Annotated in this window: 11 protein-coding genes and 1 tRNA gene; 1 reads left to right on the top strand and 11 read right to left on the bottom strand. The window is 69.4% G+C overall.

The window, feature by feature from the left end; all coding sequences use genetic code 11:
• Positions 1 to 248: 248 nt before the first annotated feature.
• The 9 genes from AOQ53_RS17690 to AOQ53_RS17650 form a co-directional block, all read right to left on the bottom strand.
• The gene (locus AOQ53_RS17690) at positions 249 to 719 is read right to left on the bottom strand and encodes a Dps family protein (RefSeq protein WP_059418403.1); all 471 of its coding nucleotides are present in this window, start codon (positions 717 to 719) and stop codon (positions 249 to 251) included.
• A gap of 221 nt (positions 720 to 940) precedes the next feature.
• Positions 941 to 1,321, bottom strand: a complete 381-nt coding sequence (locus AOQ53_RS17685; RefSeq protein WP_020276318.1) for a helix-turn-helix domain-containing protein — start codon at positions 1,319 to 1,321, stop codon at positions 941 to 943.
• Positions 1,322 to 1,430: 109 nt separating this feature from the next.
• Positions 1,431 to 1,976 (bottom strand): CinA family protein, encoded by a 546-nt coding sequence (locus AOQ53_RS17680; protein WP_059418401.1) that lies wholly within the window; start codon positions 1,974 to 1,976, stop codon positions 1,431 to 1,433.
• A complete protein-coding gene (gene pgsA, locus AOQ53_RS17675; RefSeq protein WP_059418399.1) occupies positions 1,973 to 2,845 on the bottom strand; it encodes a CDP-diacylglycerol--glycerol-3-phosphate 3-phosphatidyltransferase in 873 nt (290 codons plus the stop codon). Before pgsA ends, AOQ53_RS17680 begins: the two co-directional genes overlap by 4 nt.
• Positions 2,842 to 4,323 (bottom strand): 30S ribosomal protein S12 methylthiotransferase RimO, encoded by a 1,482-nt coding sequence (gene rimO, locus AOQ53_RS17670; RefSeq protein WP_078945363.1) that lies wholly within the window; start codon positions 4,321 to 4,323, stop codon positions 2,842 to 2,844. Before rimO ends, pgsA begins: the two co-directional genes overlap by 4 nt.
• Positions 4,324 to 4,416: 93 nt before the next feature.
• On the bottom strand, positions 4,417 to 5,265 hold the full coding sequence (locus AOQ53_RS17665; protein ID WP_059418396.1) for a helix-turn-helix domain-containing protein: 849 nt from the start codon (positions 5,263 to 5,265) through the stop codon (positions 4,417 to 4,419).
• Between the two features lie 263 nt (positions 5,266 to 5,528).
• The gene (locus tag AOQ53_RS17660; protein ID WP_174523313.1) at positions 5,529 to 8,261 is read right to left on the bottom strand and encodes an FtsK/SpoIIIE family DNA translocase; all 2,733 of its coding nucleotides are present in this window, start codon (positions 8,259 to 8,261) and stop codon (positions 5,529 to 5,531) included.
• Positions 8,262 to 8,388: 127 nt separating this feature from the next.
• Complete coding sequence (locus AOQ53_RS17655; RefSeq protein ID WP_059418393.1) at positions 8,389 to 9,069, bottom strand: response regulator; 681 nt, start codon at positions 9,067 to 9,069, stop codon at positions 8,389 to 8,391.
• Positions 9,070 to 9,376: 307 nt separating this feature from the next.
• Positions 9,377 to 14,848, bottom strand: a complete 5,472-nt coding sequence (locus AOQ53_RS17650; protein ID WP_078945362.1) for a HAMP domain-containing protein — start codon at positions 14,846 to 14,848, stop codon at positions 9,377 to 9,379.
• Positions 14,849 to 15,226: 378 nt separating this feature from the next.
• Here AOQ53_RS17650 and AOQ53_RS17645 point away from each other — a divergent pair, with 378 nt between their 5' ends.
• A complete protein-coding gene (locus AOQ53_RS17645) occupies positions 15,227 to 17,980 on the top strand; it encodes a SpoIIE family protein phosphatase (protein ID WP_059418388.1) in 2,754 nt (917 codons plus the stop codon).
• A 43-nt stretch (positions 17,981 to 18,023) separates the two neighbouring features.
• On the opposite strand, the gene AOQ53_RS17640 is transcribed toward AOQ53_RS17645, so the two are convergent.
• Positions 18,024 to 18,099: transfer RNA gene (locus AOQ53_RS17640), tRNA-Thr, on the bottom strand.
• 73 nt (positions 18,100 to 18,172) lie between these two features.
• On the bottom strand, positions 18,173 to 18,835 hold the full coding sequence (locus tag AOQ53_RS17635; protein WP_059418387.1) for a DegT/DnrJ/EryC1/StrS family aminotransferase: 663 nt from the start codon (positions 18,833 to 18,835) through the stop codon (positions 18,173 to 18,175).
• Positions 18,836 to 19,008: the final 173 nt, after the last annotated feature.

Below are 19,008 nucleotides of genomic sequence, written 5' to 3'. Positions count from 1 at the left end.
GCACCGCCCACCACCACAGCACCCCCAGCCCCAGCACGGCTCCGCGGGCCCCCCAGCGCCTTATCCCCGCCACGGCCGCCACCTCCAGCCCGACGCTATTTCGCCGCTCGGGCCGGCGGACAGGGCGCACCAACGGCACACAGGCGCACCGCGCACCTCACTGCGCCGAACTGCGAGACCGCGAGCCGCGAAACGCAGAGCGGCGAGCCCTCCGGTCGGCTCCTCGCCCGCTGCCGCGCCCGCTCCGGTCACCCGTTCTCGGCCTGGAACATCCAGTGATGCTTCTCCAGGTCCGCCGTGATCCCGATGAAGATGTCCTGGCTCACCGGATCCGGCTCACCGGTCGCCTCGACCCGTCCCCGCATCCGTGCGATCACCGCGCCCAGTGCCTCGACGAGCGTCCGCACGGCGGTCATGTCGTCGACCCACCCTTCGGGGGTCACGCCGATGCCGCTGCCGACGGCCACGGTCGCGGCCCGCCCGTCGGGCGGGATCCCGAGCGCCGCGGCGCGCTCCGCCACGGTGTCGGAGTACTTCCGCGCGATGTCGACGACCTCGTCGAGCTGGAGATGCACGGAACGGAAGCGCGGCCCCACCACGTTCCAGTGGATCTGCTTCGCCACGAGGGCGAGGTCCACCAGGTCGACGAGGGCGCCCTGCAACGCCTCGGACACGGTCTTCAGGCTCGCGTCGGACAGCGGGCTCTTCACGACGTACATCCGCACCTCCGTTGGCTGCCCCCCGCCATCCCCTCAACGATGACCGTCACACGCCACACGGGCAAACGCAAACAAATCGGGCATGACCCTGCCCGACGGTCTGCGGGCAAGCGAAAACCCCGACCGACACCCCTCCGGATCTCCCGGAGAACCCCGGCCGGGGCCTCACCAGTCTCGGCGCCCGTCAGCGCCGCTCGTTCATGCCACGCACGCGCGAAGCGTCACGCGGCGGTGGCGGCCACCGCTTCGGCGGGCGCCTTGATGGTCACCCGCTCCGGTGGCACACCGGTCACCGAAACAGAGCCCAGCATCGGACGAACCGGCGTGGGCACAGGTTCGCTGGGGGTGGCCGCAGCGGACTGGGCCAGCTCGGCAAGGGCGAGTTCGTCGCTCACTTCCCGCATAAGCTCGGACATCCGTACGTCCAGCGCGTCGCAGATGGCGGAGAGCAGTTCGGAGGAAGCCTCCTTCTGCCCCCGCTCCACCTCGGAGAGATAGCCGAGTGAGACTCGGGCGGACGAGGAGACTTCGCGCAGAGTACGGCCCTGGCGCTGGCGCTGCCGACGCAGCACGTCACCCAGCAGGCGACGGAGCAGAATCATCGGTGGCTCCCTCCTCGGACCGCGTAGCCGCATCCATTACGCCCCACCGTACCGCCTTGCGCCGCGGCCGTGCGGGGAGCGATGTCGTGTTCACTCAGGGCTGCAAACATCAAAACCCCCCGTTCCGTTCCGTATCCTGTGCCCGCTCATTCCCAGTCTGTTCGCCCGCAAGCTCCTTCAGGAGCAGTGCGAGTACGCTCCGTACACTCTCTCTACGAATTTCCTCGCGGTCGCCGTTCAACCGCAGAGCCTCCACTTTTCCGCCGCCGGCAGAACCGGAATCTGCCCTCAGGGGCCCGTCCACGGCGACGAAGACCGTCCCGACGGCCTGTCCGTCCTGCGGCTCGGGACCCGCGACACCGGTGGTCGCGATGCCCCAGTCCGTGCCGAGCGCCTTGCGCACTCCGGCCGCCATCTGGGCCGCGACCTGCGGATCCACCGCTCCTCGCGCCGCCAGGAGGGTGGCGTCGACACCCAGCAGTTCATGCTTCAGTTCGGTGGCGTAGGCCGTTACCGAGCCCCGGAAGACCTTGGACGCCCCGGGGACGGATGTGATCTCCGCCGCAACGAGGCCACCGGTCAGCGACTCCGCGACGGCAAGCGTCCTGCCCTTCACCGTGAGTAGTCGCACCACGTCGGTGGCCGTGGAACTCACGCTTCCTTCTCCTCCAACGCGGCCTTGCGCTCGGCGATTCCCCGCCTGCGCAGCACAATGGCCTGTTTCACATAGTCGAGTCCTGTCACCACGGTCAGAACGACCGCCGCGGCCATCACCCAGAACCTCAGGGTGGCCAGCCACCCCGTCAGCGCCAGCACGTACATGCCCACGGCCACGCCCTGGGTGAGCGTCTTGAGCTTCCCTCCGCGGCTGGCGGGGATGACGCCGTACCGGATGACCACAAAACGCAGCAGGGTGATCCCGAGTTCCCGGCCGAGGATGACGCCGGTCACCCACCACGGCAGATCGCCGAGCACGGACAGACAGATCAGCGCCGCCCCCATGATCGCCTTGTCGGCGATGGGGTCGGCGATCTTCCCGAAATCCGTGACCAGGTTGTACGTGCGCGCCAGATGCCCGTCGAAGAGGTCGGTGATCATGGCGATGGCGAAGGCCGCCCAGGCGAGGGACCGCCACACCGGGTCGTATCCGCCGTCCGCGAGCATCAGCGCGACGAAGGCCGGTACGAGGATCAGCCGGAGCATGGTCAGGAGGTTGGCCACGTTCCAGACGCTGGCCTGGTTGACGGCCGCGGCCGCCAGCTTCCCGCCCCGCGCGGGCTTCCCGTCGTCCTGCGCGTCGACGGCGGCGCTCTCCGAGCCGTCACCGACAGCGGCCCCACTGTCATCCGCACCGGACGCCGCACCATGCCGCGCACCGGGCGACGCACCGGGAGCTCCGCCCTCGGCCGACCGCGCGGCCCCACGGTCCATCGCGGCCCCGGGAACCGTCCCCGAGGCCGGACCCGCCGCAGCCCTCCTCGCGCCGGAGGGGCCTCCCGCCGCGGATGCCGGAGCACCGGTCATCTGCCCGCCTCCTCACTACACGCCGGCGACGCGAACGAGCCCTGAAGCGGCTCGGCCACCAGGTCGACGCCCTCCGTACCGACCACCTTCGCCTCGACCATACGGCCGCTGCTCAGACCCGCGCCGCTCGTGAGCAGCACCTGGCCGTCCGTCTCGGGCGCCTGGTGCGCCGCGCGGCCGTACACGCCCTCCTCGTCGTCGACGGACTCGACGAGCACGTGCACCGTCTGGCCGACGCGCTCCTCGGCGCGCTGCGAGACGAGTTCCTCGGCCAGCCGCGAGACACGGGCCAGCCGCTCGGCGACGACGTCCTCGTCGAGCTTGTTCTCGTAGTTCGCCGCCTCGGTGCCCTCCTCGTCGGAGTAGCCGAAGACGCCGATGGCGTCCAGCCGCGCGCCGTTCAGGAACCGCTCCAGCTCGGCGAGGTCGGCCTCGCTCTCGCCGGGGAAGCCGACGATGAAGTTGGAGCGCACGCCGGCCTCGGGTGCCTTGCTGCGGATCGTGTCGAGCAGCTCCAGGAACCGGTCGGTGTCGCCGAAGCGGCGCATCGCGCGCAGCACGCCGGGCGCGGAGTGCTGGAAGGAGAGGTCGAAGTAGGGCGCGACCTTCGGGGTCGACGCCAGCACGTCGATCAGGCCCGGCCGCATCTCCGCGGGCTGGAGGTAGCTCACCCGGACCCGCTCGATGCCGTCCACCCCGGCGAGCTCGGGCAGCAGCGACTCCAGCAGGCGGATGTCGCCGAGGTCCTTGCCGTAGGAGGTGTTGTTCTCGGAGACCAGCATGATCTCCTTCACGCCCTGCTCGGCCAGCCACCGCGTCTCGTTCAGCACGTCGCTCGGGCGGCGGGAGATGAAGGAGCCGCGGAAGGACGGGATGGCGCAGAAGGAGCAGCGCCGGTCGCAGCCGGAGGCGAGCTTCACGGAGGCGACCGGGGAGCCGTCCAGACGGCGGCGCAGGGGCGCACGCGGGCCGGAGGCCGGAGCGAGGCCCTCCGGAAGGTCCGCCGGGGCGTGCCCGGGCAGGGCGACCGCGGTGGCCGACTCCTGGCGCTCGGCCGGGCTGATCGGCAGCAGCCTGCGCCGGTCGCGCGGGGTGTGCGAGGCGTGGATGCCGCCGTTGAGGATGGTCTGGAGCCGGTCCGAGATGTCCGTGTAGTCGTCGAACCCGAGCACGCCGTCGGCCTCGGGGAGGGCCTCGGCGAGTTCCTTGCCGTACCGCTCGGCCATGCAGCCCACCGCCACGACGGCCTGGGTTCTGCCGTGTCCCTTGAGGTCGTTGGCCTCCAGGAGGGCGTCGACGGAGTCCTTCTTGGCGGCCTCGACGAAGCCACAGGTGTTCACGACAGCGACGTCCGCGTCCTCGGCGTCCTCCACGAGCTGCCAGCCGTCCGCCTCCAAACGGCCTGCGAGCTCCTCCGAGTCCACCTCGTTACGGGCGCAGCCAAGGGTGACGAGTGCGACGGTACGGCGTTCAGGCATGGGCTCAAGAGTACTTCGTCCCGCTGACACCCCACGTCGACGGGGTTGGCCGTTTCCCGGCCAACCCCGTGATGGCTGCGTCCCTCGGACCGGTTATCCGGCTTCGGGGTCGCCCTTCGTGTACGTCAGCCGCTCCACGGCACCAGGCTGGAAGTCGTCCTTGATCTTCTTGCCGTTGACGAAGAGGTCGATCGCGCCGGCGTCCCCGAGCACGAGGTGGACTTTCGAGCTGTCCTGGAAGGTCTTGGTGTCGCCCTGCTTGAGGACGCCGTCGAAGACCATCCGGCCGTTGTGGTCCTTGACGGCGATCCAACTGCGGCCGTCGACGGCGGCCACCTGGACCGTCACCTTGTCCTGGGGCGCGGCCGCGATGGCACTGTCGGACGGCTCGGGCTCGGGGTCGGTGGGCTTCTTGGTCTTGGTGCTCGGGGAGGCGGAGCCGCCGGGCGTGGAGCCCTCGGCGACGTTCGTCTCGTTGGCGCTGTCGTCGCCGCCCTGGAACATGGTGAACCCGACGAAACCGATCACGGCGACGATCGCGGCGACCATGGCGGCGGTCCAGTTGGGCCCCCGCCGCTCCGGACGGATACGTTCCGCCTCGAACAGGGGAGCTGCCGGGGTCGGCGCCGGGCGCCCGCCGTGCTCGTCGCCGTACTGGGCGAGCAGCGGGGCGGGATCGAGGTGGACAGCCTTGGCCAGGGTCCTGATGTGCCCTCGGGCGTAGACGTCCCCACCACAGGCGGTGAAGTCGTCCGCCTCGATGGCGTGCACGATGTTCATGCGGACCCGGGTGGCGCTGCTGATGTCGTCGACGGTCAGCCCAGCGGCGATACGCGCCTGCTGAAGGGCACGGCCGATGGAGGGGCGGGCTTCCTCGCGGTCTTCTTCGACGCGCTCGTCTTCGAACGGACGCTCGTCTTCAGGGGAGTTGCCGATGGACACGGGGGCGCCTTTCGAGCGTGTGGCCGCCTGTGCTGGAGATTCAGTCTAGGGGGGGTACAAAAGGGTGGGGCAACCGGGCGGTGGCACTTTGTACGCCATCGGAATGGCCCGACATTCCGATGGCGGGAAGGCTGTTCATCGCTTCCCTCAACTTGACGTACGCCGACGGGAAACGGTTGCTCGATGATCCCTTACGGGTGAGTCACGATCCGGACACCCGATTGCAGTACGACTCGGCGAGGCGACCGGCGGGTCCCGCTTCCCTACCCTTCAGACTCCCCCCGGATCAGCGCGATCACGCCATCCAGCTCGTCAGGCTTCACAAGAACGTCACGAGCCTTCGAACCCTCGCTCGGTCCGACGATGTTGCGGGACTCCATCAGGTCCATCAGCCGCCCGGCCTTGGCGAAGCCGACGCGCAGCTTGCGCTGGAGCATGGACGTCGACCCGAACTGCGTGGAGACGACCAGTTCGGCCGCCTGGCACAGCAGGTCGAGGTCGTCGCCGATGTCCTCGTCGATCTCCTTCTTCTGCTTGGTCCCGACGGTGACGTCGTCCCGGAAGACGGGCGCCATCTGGTCCTTGCAGTGCTGGACGACGACCGCGACCTCCTCCTCCGTCACGAAGGCGCCCTGCATACGGGTCGGCTTGTTGGCACCCATCGGCAGGAACAGCCCGTCGCCCTTGCCGATGAGCTTCTCGGCGCCGGGCTGGTCGAGGATGACCCGCGAGTCGGCCAGCGACGACGTGGCGAAGGCCAGCCGCGACGGCACGTTCGCCTTGATCAGACCGGTGACCACGTCGACCGACGGCCGCTGTGTGGCGAGCACGAGGTGGATGCCGGCCGCGCGCGCGAGCTGCGTGATGCGCACGATCGCGTCCTCGACGTCCCGCGGCGCGACCATCATCAGGTCGGCGAGCTCGTCGACGATGACCAGCAGGTACGGATACGGCTGGAGCTCCCGCTCGCTGCCCTCGGGCGGCTTGACCTTGCCCTCGCGCACGGCCCGGTTGAAGTCGTCGATGTGCCGGTAGCCGTAGGCGGCCAGGTCGTCGTAGCGCAGGTCCATCTCGCGGACGACCCACTGGAGCGCCTCGGCGGCCCGCTTGGGGTTGGTGATGATCGGGGTGATCAGGTGCGGGATGCCCTCGTAGGCGGTCAGCTCGACCCGCTTGGGGTCGACGAGGATCATCCGGACGTCCTCGGGGGTCGCCCGCATCATGATCGAGGTGATCAGGCAGTTGATGCAGGACGACTTTCCGGAGCCGGTGGCGCCGGCGACCAGCATGTGCGGCATCTTCGCCAGCGAGTGCATGACGTAGCCGCCCTCGACGTCCTTGCCGAAGGCGACCAGCATCGGGTCGTCGTCCTCCGCGGACTCCGCGAGCCGCAGTACGTCCCCGAGGTTGACCATCTCCCGGTCGGTGTTCGGGATCTCGATGCCGACCGCGGACTTGCCGGGGATCGGGCTGATGATCCGCACGTCCGGGCTGGCGACGGCGTAGGCGATGTTCTTGGCCAGCGCGGTGATCCGCTCGACCTTCACGGCGGGGCCGAGTTCGATCTCGTAGCGCGTGACCGTCGGCCCGCGCGTGAAGCCGGTGACGCTGGCGTCCACCTTGAACTCGGTGAAGACGTTGGTCAGCGCGGCGACTATGGCGTCGTTGGCGGCGCTGCGGGCCTTGCCGGGGCCCCCGCGCGTGAGGAGGTCGAGGGACGGCAGCGCGTACGTGATGTCGCCGGACAGCTGGAGCTGTTCCGCGCGCGGGGGCAGGTCGCGGGGCTTGGCGGGCGGGGACTTGGTGAGGTCGCGGACGCCCGCCTTCGGCTTCTCCTGCTCGGGCTCGTCCTGCTTGAGCTTCTCCTGCTGCGGCCGGGCGGCCGGGACGGGCGTCGGTGTGGTCGCCTCGCGGTCCCCGACGGTCACGCCCTGGGTGAGGTCGGCGACGATCGGCGAGGGTGGCATCCCGTGCAGCACGGCGCCGTCGAGCGCGGCGGCGGCCGCCGCGGCGACGTCCACGGCGTCCCTGGACCGGTCCATGTCGGGCTGCGGCACGGCCGACCGCCGGGGACGGCCGCGGCGCCGTGAGAGCGCCTCCTGCTCGGCGCTGTCGGGGTCGTACGCCGTGGGCGCCGGCGTGCGCCTGCCGCGCGGCCGGGCGGGCAGCGCCTCACGCCACTGCTCGTCGTAGCGCTCGTCGTCCTCCCCGAACTCGTCGGCCGGGTCGCGGACGATCCCCAGCCGCACCCCGAGCAGCCGCAGCCGCTGCGGGATGGCGTTGACCGGGGTGGCCGTGACGACCAGCAGCCCGAAGATCGTCAGCAGCACGAGCAGCGGCACGGCGAGCATGTCGCCCATGGCGTACGACAGCGGGGTCGCCATGGCCCAGCCGATGAGGCCGCCGGCGTCCCTTATGGCCTGCATGCCCTCGGCGCGCGCTGGTGAGCCGCAGGCGATGTGGACCTGGCCGAGCACCCCGATGACGAGCGCGGACAGGCCGATGACGATGCGTCCGTTGGCCTCGGGCTTCTCCGGGTGGCGGATGAACCGCACGGCGATGACGGCGAGCAGGATCGGCACGAGCAGGTCGAGCCGGCCGAAGGCGCCGGTCACCAGGATCTCGACCAGGTCGCCCACGGGGCCCTTCAGGTCGGCCCAGGTGCCCGCGGCGACGATCAGCGCGATACCGAGCAGCAGCAGGGCGACGCCGTCCTTGCGGTGAGCCGGGTCGAGGTTCTTGGCGCCCTGCCCTATGCCGCGGAAGACGGCGCCGACGGCATGTGCGACCCCGAGCCACAGGGCGCGCACGAGCCGGTAGATGCCCCCGGTCGGGCTCGGAGCCGGTTTGGGCGCGGCCTTCTTGGCCGCGGCCTTCTTGGCGGGCACCCTTTTCGCTGGAGCCTTTTTGGCAGCGGCCTTCTTCGCCGGAGCCTTCGCCGAAGCGGCCGCCTTCTTCGCGGGCGTCTTCTTGGCTGCGGAGGGACGTGAGGCCATGGGTGTGAGGTTACCGGTGGAGACGACAAGGGACACGTGCGCCTACGGCTTCACCCGTTCGTGTCGCTCCGGGAGAGGCACAGAACTGACGCGCGCTCATGGTCGGGCAACGACGCCTGCCCGGGGGTCAGTTCTGCGAGGACACCGACGACGTACTCCCGGTTCCCGGCTCCAGCGCGTCCAGCGCCCGCCGCAAACCCGTGAGCTTGCGCTCCAGATGAGCCGCCGTGGCCACCGCGGCCGCGTCCGTCGAGTCGTCGTTGAGCTGCTTGGTCAGCGCCTCGGCCTGCTCCTCGACGGCCGCGAGCCGCGCCGAGAGCTCGGCGAGCAGCCCCGCCGACTCCTTGGCCTCACCGTCCGCGTCCTTGCCGTTGCCCTCCAACTGGAGCCGCAGCAGCGAGGCCTGCTCACGCAGCTGGCAGTTCTTCATGTACAGCTCGACGAAGACGGAGACCTTCGCGCGCAGCACCCACGGGTCGAACGGCTTGGAGATGTAGTCGACCGCGCCCGCCGCATAACCCCGGAAGGTGTGGTGCGGCCCGTGGTTGATCGCGGTGAGGAAGATGATCGGGATGTCCCGGGTCCGCTCCCGCCGCTTGATGTGCGCGGCTGTTTCGAAGCCGTCCATGCCCGGCATCTGGACATCCAGCAGAATGACCGCGAAGTCGTCCGTGAGCAGCGCTTTGAGCGCTTCCTCCCCGGACGATGCCCGCACCAGCGTCTGATCGAGCGCAGAGAGGATCGCCTCCAGCGCAAGCAGATTCTCCGGCCGGTCATCGACCAGGAGGATCTTGGCCTTCTGCACCATGGCCCGCCCTCCTCGCCCCGGCGTGGGGCCTCCCCTGTCCGCAGGACCTGGGGATGCACCGGTGGGTGCCGCCCCAGGGGACGACTCCCTTGCGCCGCCCGTCCTTGTGCCGGTCATCGTAGCCGCACCCCGCCTGTCGCCACACCCTGTCACCGCGATGTCACTGTGCACGTAGCAGAAACGCAGCAGGAGACCAGAAGGTTCCCCAGATCTCGCACTTCTACACGACTATGCACACACCGAGTCCGCAACTCCGCGTGAACACCGAACCTTCCCGCCAACGTTGCGTAACGGTCCAACGATCCCCTCACTCCCCTCGCATCCACTGATCCATCACCGTCAGCAGGTGATCGGGATCGACCGGCTTCGTGACGTAGTCGGAGGCGCCCGACTCGATCGCCTTCTCCCGGTCGCCCTTCATCGCCTTCGCGGTCAGCGCGATGATCGGCAGCCCGGCGAACTGCGGCATCCTGCGGATCGCCGTGGTCGTCGCGTACCCGTCCATCTCGGGCATCATGATGTCCATCAGAACGACCGCCACGTCGTCGTGCTGCTCCAGGACCTCGATGCCCTCACGGCCGTTCTCCGCGTACAGCACGGACAGGCCGTGCTGCTCCAGGACGCTGGTCAGTGCGAAGACGTTGCGGATGTCGTCGTCGACGATCAGGACCTTCTGGCCGCCGAAGCGGATGCCCCGCCGCGGCTTCGGCGCCGCCTCCCGCTCCGCGGGCGTCCACTGCTCCGGCTGCGCCGGGCGCGGCGCCAGCTCCGGCATCCTGCGGCGCCGCCGGAACAGGGCGGCCGGCCCGTTCTGCGTCTCGTTGTACGACTTCACCTCGGCCGGCGTCTCGACCTCGACCTCGGACAGCTCGGACAGGTCCGACGTCGACGCCATCAGGTCACCGGGCTCCAGGGCCGGCAGCTGCTGCTGATAGCCCTGCGGCGGCAGTTCGCTGGGGTGCAGCGGCAGGTACAGCGTGAACGTCGAGCCCCGGCCCGGCTCGCTCTGCGCGTGGATCTCACCGCCGAGCAGCTGGGCGATCTCCCGCGAGATGGACAGCCCGAGACCCGTACCGCCGTACTTGCGGCTGGTCGTGCCGTCGGCCTGCTTGAACGCCTCGAAGATCACCCGCATCTTGCTGGACGCGATGCCGATCCCGGTGTCGGTCACGGAGAACGCGATCAGCTCGGCGTCCGGGTCGGTCAGCGACCCGGCCTCCAGCAACTGCTCCCGGATCCTCTGCGGCACGTCGTCCCGCGCCGGCCTGATGACCAGCTCCACCGACCCGGAGTCGGTGAACTTGACCGCGTTGGACAGCAGGTTGCGCAGCACCTGGAGCAGCCGCTGCTCGTCGGTGTGCAGCGTCGCGGGCAGCTCCGGCGACACCCGTACGGACAGGTCCAGGCCCTTCTCCGCGGTCAGCGGGCGGAAGGTGGCCTCCACGTAGTCCACGAGCTGGACGAGCGCGATCCGCGTCGGGGAGACGTCCATCTTGCCCGCCTCGACCTTCGACAGGTCGAGGATGTCGTTGATGAGCTGGAGCAGGTCGGAACCGGCCCCGTGGATCGTCTCGGCGAACTCGACCTGCTTCGGGGAGAGGTTCCCCTCGGCGTTGTCGGCGAGCAGCTTGGCCAGGATCAGCAGCGAGTTGAGCGGCGTACGCAGCTCGTGCGACATGTTCGCCAGGAACTCACTCTTGTAGCGCATCGACACGGCGAGCTGCTCGGCGCGCTCTTCCAGGACCTGCCGCGCCTCCTCGATCTCGGTGTTCTTCACCTCGATGTCGCGGTTCTGCTGGGCCAGCAGCTCGGCCTTCTCCTCCAGTTCGGCGTTGGACGCCTGGAGGGCCTTCTGCCGCTGTTCCAACTCCGCGGAACGCTCACGCAGTTGCTCGGTCAGCTTCTGCGACTGCGCCAGCAGCAGCTCGGTCTTGGTGTTGACGGAGATGGTGTTGACGCTCGTCGCGATCATCTCCGCGATCTGGTTGAGGAAGTCCTTCTGGATCTGCGTGAACGGCGTGAACGACGCCAGCTCGATGACGCCGAGCACCTTCCCCTCGAACAGCACCGGCAGCACGATCACCTGCGCGGGCGGTGCCTCGCCGAGCCCGGAGGAGATCTTCAGGTAACCGCTGGGCGCGTTCTCCACGAGGATCGTGCGCTTCTCCATGGCAGCCGTCCCGATCAGACCCTCACCCGGCCGGAACGACGTCGGCATGGAACCCATCGAGTAGCCGTACGAGCCCAGCATGCGCAGCTCGTAGTGGTCGTCGTCCGCGGCGTTCATGTCCTCGCCGTCGACGAGCGGCATCGTGAGGAAGAAGGCGCCGTGCTGCGCGGAGACCACCGGGGTCAGCTCGCTCATGATCAGCGAGGCCACATCCTCCAGGTCGCGGCGGCCCTGCATCAGCGCGGAGATCCGGGCCAGGTTGCCCTTGAGCCAGTCCTGCTCCTTGTTGGCGATCGTGGTGTCGCGCAGGTTGGCGATCATCTTGTTGATGTAGTCCTGGAGCTCCTGGATCTCGCCGGACGCGTCCACGTCGATCTTCAGGTTCAGATCGCCGCGGGTCACGGCGGTCGCCACGCGCGCGATGGCACGCACCTGACGGGTCAGGTTCCCGGCCATCTCGTTCACGGACTCGGTCAGGTCCCGCCAGGTGCCGTCGACGTCACGCACGCGTGCCTGCCCGCCGAGCTGTCCTTCCGTGCCCACCTCGCGGGCGACTCGGGTGACCTCCTCAGCGAAGGACGACAGCTGGTCGACCATCGTGTTGATGGTCGTCTTCAGCTCCAGGATCTCCCCGCGCGCGTCGATGTCGATCTTCTTCGTCAGGTCACCCTTGGCGATGGCCGTCGTCACCATGGCGATGTTGCGCACCTGACCGGTCAGGTTGGACGCCATCTGGTTCACGGACTCGGTGAGGTCCTTCCACGTACCGGCCACCCCCGGTACGTGCGCCTGCCCGCCCAGGATGCCGTCCGTGCCCACCTCACGGGCCACCTTGGTGACCTGCTCGGCGAAGGAGCTCAGCGTCTTCACCATCGTGTTGATGGTGTCGGCGAGCTGCGCGACCTCACCGCGCGCCTCGATCGTGACCTGCCGCGTCAGGTCACCGTTGGCGACCGCCGCGGAGACCTGGGAGATGTTCCGCACCTGAGTGGTCAGGTTCTTGGCCATCAGGTTGACGTTGTCGCTCAGGTCCTTCCAGATGCCCGTGACACCCGGCACGTGCGCCTGCCCGCCCAAGATGCCCTCGGTGCCCACCTCACGGGCCACCCGGGTCACCTGCTCGGCGAAGGAGGACAGCTGGTCGACCATCGTGTTGACGGTCGTGACGAGCTCGAGGATCTCGCCCTTGGCGTCGACGGTGATCTTCTTCGACAGATCGCCCCGGGCGACCGCCGTCGTGACCTCGGCGATGTTGCGGACCTGAATGGTCAGGTTGTTCGCCATGCCGTTCACGGACTGGGTGAGGTCCTTCCAGGTGCCGGAAACGCCCTGCACCTCGGCCTGGCCGCCCAGGATGCCCTCCGTACCCACCTCACGGGCCACACGCGTGACCTCCTGGGCGAACGACGACAGCTGGTCCACCATCGTGTTCAGGGTGTTCTTCAGCTCCAGGATCTCCCCGCGCGCGTCCACGGTGATCTTCTGGGACAGGTCACCCCGGGCCACGGCGGTCGCCACCTGGGCGATGTTGCGCACCTGCGCGGTGAGGTTGCCGGCCATGCCGTTCACGGAGTCCGTCAGGTCACGCCACACACCGGCGACCCCGGGCACCTGCGCCTGACCGCCCAGCCGGCCGTCCGTACCCACCTCACGGGCGACCCGGGTCACCTGGTCGGCGAAGGCCGAGAGCTGGTCGACCATCGTGTTGATGGTGTTCTTCAGCTCGAGGATCTCCCCGCGCGCGTCGACGTCGATCTTCTGGGACAGGTCGCCCCGGGCCACGGCCGTCGTCACCTGCGCGATGTTGCGCACCTGGGAGGTGAGGTTGCCGGCCATGGAGTTGACGGAGTCGGTGAGCTCCTTCCACGTGCCGGACACGCCGTCCACCCGGGCCTGGCCGCCGAGGCGGCCCTCCGTGCCCACGTCCCGGGCCATCCGGGTCACCTGGTCGGCGAAGGACGACAGCTGGTCGACCATCGTGTTCACGGTGTTCTTCATCTTGAGCATCTCGCCGGAGACGTCGACCGTCACCTTCTGCGAGAGGTCACCGTTGGCCACCGCCGTCGTCACCTGGGCGATGTTCCGCACCTGTCCGGTGAGGTTCCGGAACGCCGTGTTGACGGAGTCCGTCAGGTCCTTCCATGTCCCGGCCACACCCGGCACCTGCGCCTGGCCGCCCAGCTCACCCTCGACGCCGATCTCACGGGCCACACGGGTCACTTCGGCACCGAAAGCGGACAGCTGGTCCACCATCGTGTTGACGGTGTTCTTCAGCTCCAGCATCTCGCCGGCCACGTCGACCGTGACCTTCTGCGAGAGGTCACCATTGGCCACCGCCGTCGTCACGGCGGCGATGTCCCTCACCTGAGTGGTCAGATTCCGGAAGACCGTGTTCACCGAATCGGTGAGGTCCTTCCACGTCCCCGCCGCACCCGGCACGTTCGCCTGGCCACCGAGGCGTCCCTCGGCCCCGACCTCGTTGGCCACACGCGTGACCTCGTCCGCGAAGATCCGCAGCGTCTCGGTCATCTGGTTGATCGTCTCGGCGAGCTGAGCGACCTCGCCCCGCGCCGGCACGGTCACCTTCCGCGACAGGTCACCGTTGGCGACCGCCGTCGTCACCTCCGCGATCCCGCGCACCTGGGCCGTGAGGTTCCCGGCCATGGTGTTGACGGAGTCGGTGAGCTCCTTCCACACACCGTCGACGCCGGGCACCTGCGCCTGCCCGCCCAGCGCACCCTCGGTGCCCACCTCACGGGCCACCCGGGTCACCTCGGAGGAGAACGCCGAGAGCTGGTCCACCATCGTGTTGACGGTGTTCTTCAGCTCCAGCATCTCGCCGGCCACCTGAACCGTAACCTTCCGGGACAGATCACCCTTGGCGACCGCCGTCGTCACCAGCGCGATATCCCGCACCTGAGCGGTGAGCCGGTACGCCATCGTGTTGACGGAGTCCGTGAGATCCCGCCACGAACCCGACATACCGCGCACACGGGCCTGCCCGCCCAGCTTGCCCTCGGTGCCCACCTCACTGGCCACACGCGTGACCTCGTCGGTGAACGTCGACAGCTGGTCGACCAGATTGTTGACGGTCCGCCCGACCTTCAGGAACTCACCGCGCAGCGGCTGCCCGTTCCCGTCCGGCACCTGCGTCCGCAACTCCATACGCGGCGACAGATCACCCTCGGCCACCGCGGACAGCACCCGGCTGACCTCGGAAACCGGCCGCACCAGGTCGTCCACCAGGGCATTCGAGTTGTCGATCGCGGTCGCCCAGGAGCCCTCGCAGGCCCCGGTCTCCAACCGCTCGGTGAGCTTGCCCTCCCGGCCCACCATCCGCCGCACGCGCGAGAGCTCACCCGTCAGATGCAGATTGCGGTCGGCCACCTCGTTGAAAACCGCCGCGATCTCGGCCATCACGCCGTCCCCGGACACCGTGAGCCGCTTGCGGAAGTTGCCGTCCCGCATCGCCACCAGGGCAACCATCAGCCGGTTCAGGGCTGCCGTGTCCACTTCAGTCGTGCCGCTGCGCACTCTGCCCTGACTACTTGGGGACTGTCCGCCTTTCGCGCGCGTCTTCTTGCCACGCGTCGCTGCGCCAGACTCCACTGTGTCCCTCCCGCAGGGGTCGACCGTCACTGCTGTGCTGAGGTACCACGCTTGGCGTACCGGTTACTACTGCGTATTCTCCGCCCTGCATACCAGGCCGTTCCCAGGGGGCTGCTGCCCCCCGTACGCAGAAGACACTCAGCCTGCCCGGACATTCACAAGAAGCTTGCCCAGTGTTTCACCCCGACCGAACCAGGCCATAACAGTTCGGCAGCTTCGCACATCGTCCGCACACCCTCCGGACGGAAACACTGCAGACCGGCATCCGCATGGACCGCGAAGGTAAGTAACCTTGCATCCGGCTGTCCAGCCGCGCCGGTCCGTCCGGCCTGGGCGGTGGCACGAAGACGAGCGGGCATCGGAGGGGCGGCCGCACACATGACCACCGGACTGATCCCGGGGGGACAGCCCCCGGACCCCCGGCCGACGGGCGGCCTGCCGCAACAGCGGCGCGAGCCGGTCGGCCACGCAGCCCAGCACGTCGAGAACCGGTCGAGGAGTTCTGTGATCACCGCGCGAGCGGCCGCCAGTTTCGAGCCCGTCGGGCGATCTGTCGCGAGCGCCCGCTCCTTCGTCCGCGACACCCTCCAGGGCTGGGGCTTCGCCGACATCGTCGACGACGCCGTCGTTCTCACCAGCGAACTGGTGACCAACGCCGTGGTCCACGCCGGCACCTCCGCCGACCTGCTCTGCCTGCGCAGCGACGACGGCGTGCGCATCGAGGTGGCCGACCGCTACCCCGAGCGCGAGATCCCGCTCCAGGCCTCGGCCGTCAACATGGGCAGCCCCGACCGCGAGGGCGGACGCGGCCTCCAACTGTGCGCGGCCCTCGCCGGCCGCTGGGGTGTCGAGTACACCCCCACCCACAAGACCGTCTGGTTCCAACTCGACCTCCCGGCCCGGGCGGTGGGTACCCGCGCGGCCGGCCCGGCCCTCCCCGCCGACCTCCTCCCGCTCGCCGACGGCCGGGTCCGCGTGGCCGTCGTCCAGATCGACCGCACCGGCCACATCACCGCCTGGAACGAGGACGCCGAGGACCTCTTCGGCTACCCGGCCGAGCAGGTCACCGGCAAGCCCCTGACCGACCTCGCGGCCTGGCCGCACACCCCGGGCACCAGCACCGGCATCGCGGAGGCACTCCAGCTCTCCCGCTGGGAAGGCAGTTACGGCATCCGCGCCGCCGACGGCCGCGTGACCCCCGTCTACGCCTCCCACCTGCGCGTCCGCGACACCGGCGGCGAACCGTCAACCGTGTGCCTCCTGGTACGCGACCACGAACGGGCCGTTCTCCAGACGCCCCTGCGCGTCCCCGCTTCCGACACCTCCACCACCTCCGAGGGCCAGAGCACCGACCCCTTCGAGGTGTTCATCGGCTACCCCGCCCCGGACGACCTCGACGGCCTCCTCCAGCGCACGGTCGAGCGCGCCCGCGACATGCTCGACGGCGACTCCGCGTTCCTCCTGCTGGCCACCGACGACGAGACGGAACTGGAGGTCCGCGCTTCCACAGGCCTGCCCTCCGCCCGCCAGCGCTTCGCCCGCGTCCCCGTCGAGGCAGGCTCCGGCCGCTACGGCTCCGCCCGCATGCCGGCCGTCCACGACGACCTGACGGCGGTACCCGGCGCCGTGCCGCTGCTGAACGGCACGGGCATGCGCTCGGTCGTCACGGTCCCGCTGAAGGTCGAGGGCCGCCTCACCGGCTCCCTCGGCGTCGCCGCCGAGGCCCCCGGCAGATACTCCAACGAGGAAGCCCTGCGCCTCCAGTTCGCCGCCGACCGCATCGCACTCGCCGTCGAATCGGCCCGCCTCGGCGAACTGGAACGCCTGCGCCGCGGCTCCCTGAACTTCCTCGTCGAGGCCTCCGACCTGCTCGCCGGCACCCTGGACCGCGACCAGACCCTGGCCCTGATGGCCCAGATGACGGTCCCCACCCTCGCCACCTGGTGCGCCGTCTACACCATCGCCCACCAGGCCTCCGAGCCCTACCTCTCGTACGTCCTGCACGAGGACGAGGAACTCATCGACGGCATCAAGTCCCTGCTGTCGAAGGTCCCCCCGCCCGACCCGGTCCCCACCCCCGGCGCCCGCGTCTGGACGGCCCCCGCCGAGGTGGCCCACCAGGCGGCCCTGCGCAGCTCCATGCGCAGCCTCGGCCTCAGCGGCGGCCCGACCCGCCAGGTCACCCCCGGCATCGGCCCGAGCCTCGCCACGGCATCCGCGGTGGGCGGCGAGACGGTCGTCCTCCCCCTGGTCGCCCGCAACCGCGTCATCGGCATGCTGACCCTCGGCAAGCCGACCGACGAACACTTCCGCCAGGAGATCCTGGAACTCGCCGAGGACCTGTCCCGCCGAGCCGCCCTGGCCCTGGACAACGCCCGCCTCTACTCCGAACGCACGGCCATCAGCCAGTCCCTCCAGCGCAGCCTCCTCCCGCCGGAACTCCCCACGATCGAGGGAGTCGAGGTCGAGGTCATCTACCGCGCCGCCGGCGAGGGCAACGAGGTCGGCGGCGACTTCTACGACGTCTTCCCCATCCGCGACGGCGCCTACGGCTTCGCCATCGGCGACGTCTGCGGTACGGGCCCGAACGCGGCGGCGGTCACGGGCCTGGCCCGCCACGCCCTGCGCCTCCTGGCCCGCGAGGGCCTCAGCGGCCCGGCGGTCCTGGAGCGCCTCAACTCCGCCATCCTCGACGAAGGTGCCCGCAGCCGCTTCCTCACCCTCCTCTACGGCGAGATGCGCCCCCAGGAGGACGGCAGCGCCGAACTCAAGGTCGTCTGCGCCGGCCACCCGCTCCCCCTGCGCCTGCGCCAGGACGGCTCGGTGGAACCGGCGGCCGAACCCCAGCCGCTCCTCGGCGTCATCGACGAGCTGGAGCTCTACGAGCAGACGGTCACCCTCGACCCGGGCGACGTCCTCCTGTGCGTGACAGACGGCGTCACCGAACGCCGCGAAGGCGCCCGCATGCTGGGCGACGACGGTCTCGCCGACGTCCTCACGACCTGCACGGGCCTCACGGCCGGCGCGGTCGCGGCCCGCATCATGCGCGCGGTGGAACGCTTCGCGTCGGACGCCCCGTCCGACGACATGGCGATCCTGGCGATGCGCGTCCCGGGCCTCCACAAGGACTAGGACATGAAAAAGGCCCCACCCGTGAAGGTGGGGCCTTTTCTGCTGGAGCCCCCAAACGGAATCGAACCGTTGACCTTCTCCTTACCATGGAGACGCTCTACCGACTGAGCTATAGGGGCCTGTCGCTTGCGGGGTGTCCCGCGCGGCAACGGAATAGATCATACCCCGAACAGACCCGTGCTCCCAACCACGTCAGAAGGCGGGCTGAAGAAGCCCTCCAAGGGCATTACAGGCGGACACGATCCGCTGCATGTCCCGCTTGGTCAGAGTGGCGTCCACAGGCAGTGCGAGCGTCTCGTCGGAAGCCCGCTCCGTCTCCGGGAGGGAAACACACCGCCGGAATTCGGGCAGCCGATGCACCGGAGTCTTCACCGGCACCCGGCACTCGACTCCCTTGGCCCGCAGAGCCCGCGCGAAAGCGTCCCGATCCGGTCGCCCGTTGCCCGGAACCCGCACGACGTACTGCTGATAGGTGTGCCCGTCACCGTCGTCCGGCGTCCGCACACCCCTCAACTTCGTACGGAGATAAGCCGCCCGCTCCCTGCGCTGGGCTATCTCGTCGTACGGCGCCTCGGACTCACCCTGCTCCAGCACGAGCAGCCCGTGCCGCGCTCCCAGTGCGTGCAGCCGCGCGAGGTCGGCGAGCCGCCCGAAGCGGTGTACGACCACCACCGCCGCGGTCCGCGGAGTCATCGCCGCTTCCACAGAGGAGGCGTCCAGGCAGTAGGTGACCGGATCTATGTCGGCGAACACCGGCATCGCCCCGGCCTTGGCCACGGCCTCGGCGACCTCGACGTTCCCGAAGGCCGGCACGACGACCTCGTCACCGAGTCCGACACCGGCGGCCCTGAGCATTGCAGCAGTACCCATACTGTGGATGCTGATCGCGCAACGTGAACTTCAAGTGACGGAGAACAAAAAAGGGCTGGACCCGTAACCGAAGTTACGGGTCCAGCCCTGTCAAGAATTGTTCGGCGGCGTCCTACTCTCCCACAGGGTCCCCCCTGCAGTACCATCGGCGCTGTAAG

The sequence above is a fragment of the Streptomyces azureus genome (assembly GCF_001270025.1).
Taxonomy (GTDB): domain Bacteria; phylum Actinomycetota; class Actinomycetes; order Streptomycetales; family Streptomycetaceae; genus Streptomyces; species Streptomyces azureus.
Note: the sequence above shows the minus strand (reverse complement) of the source record. Positions and strands in the feature narration are given on the sequence as shown.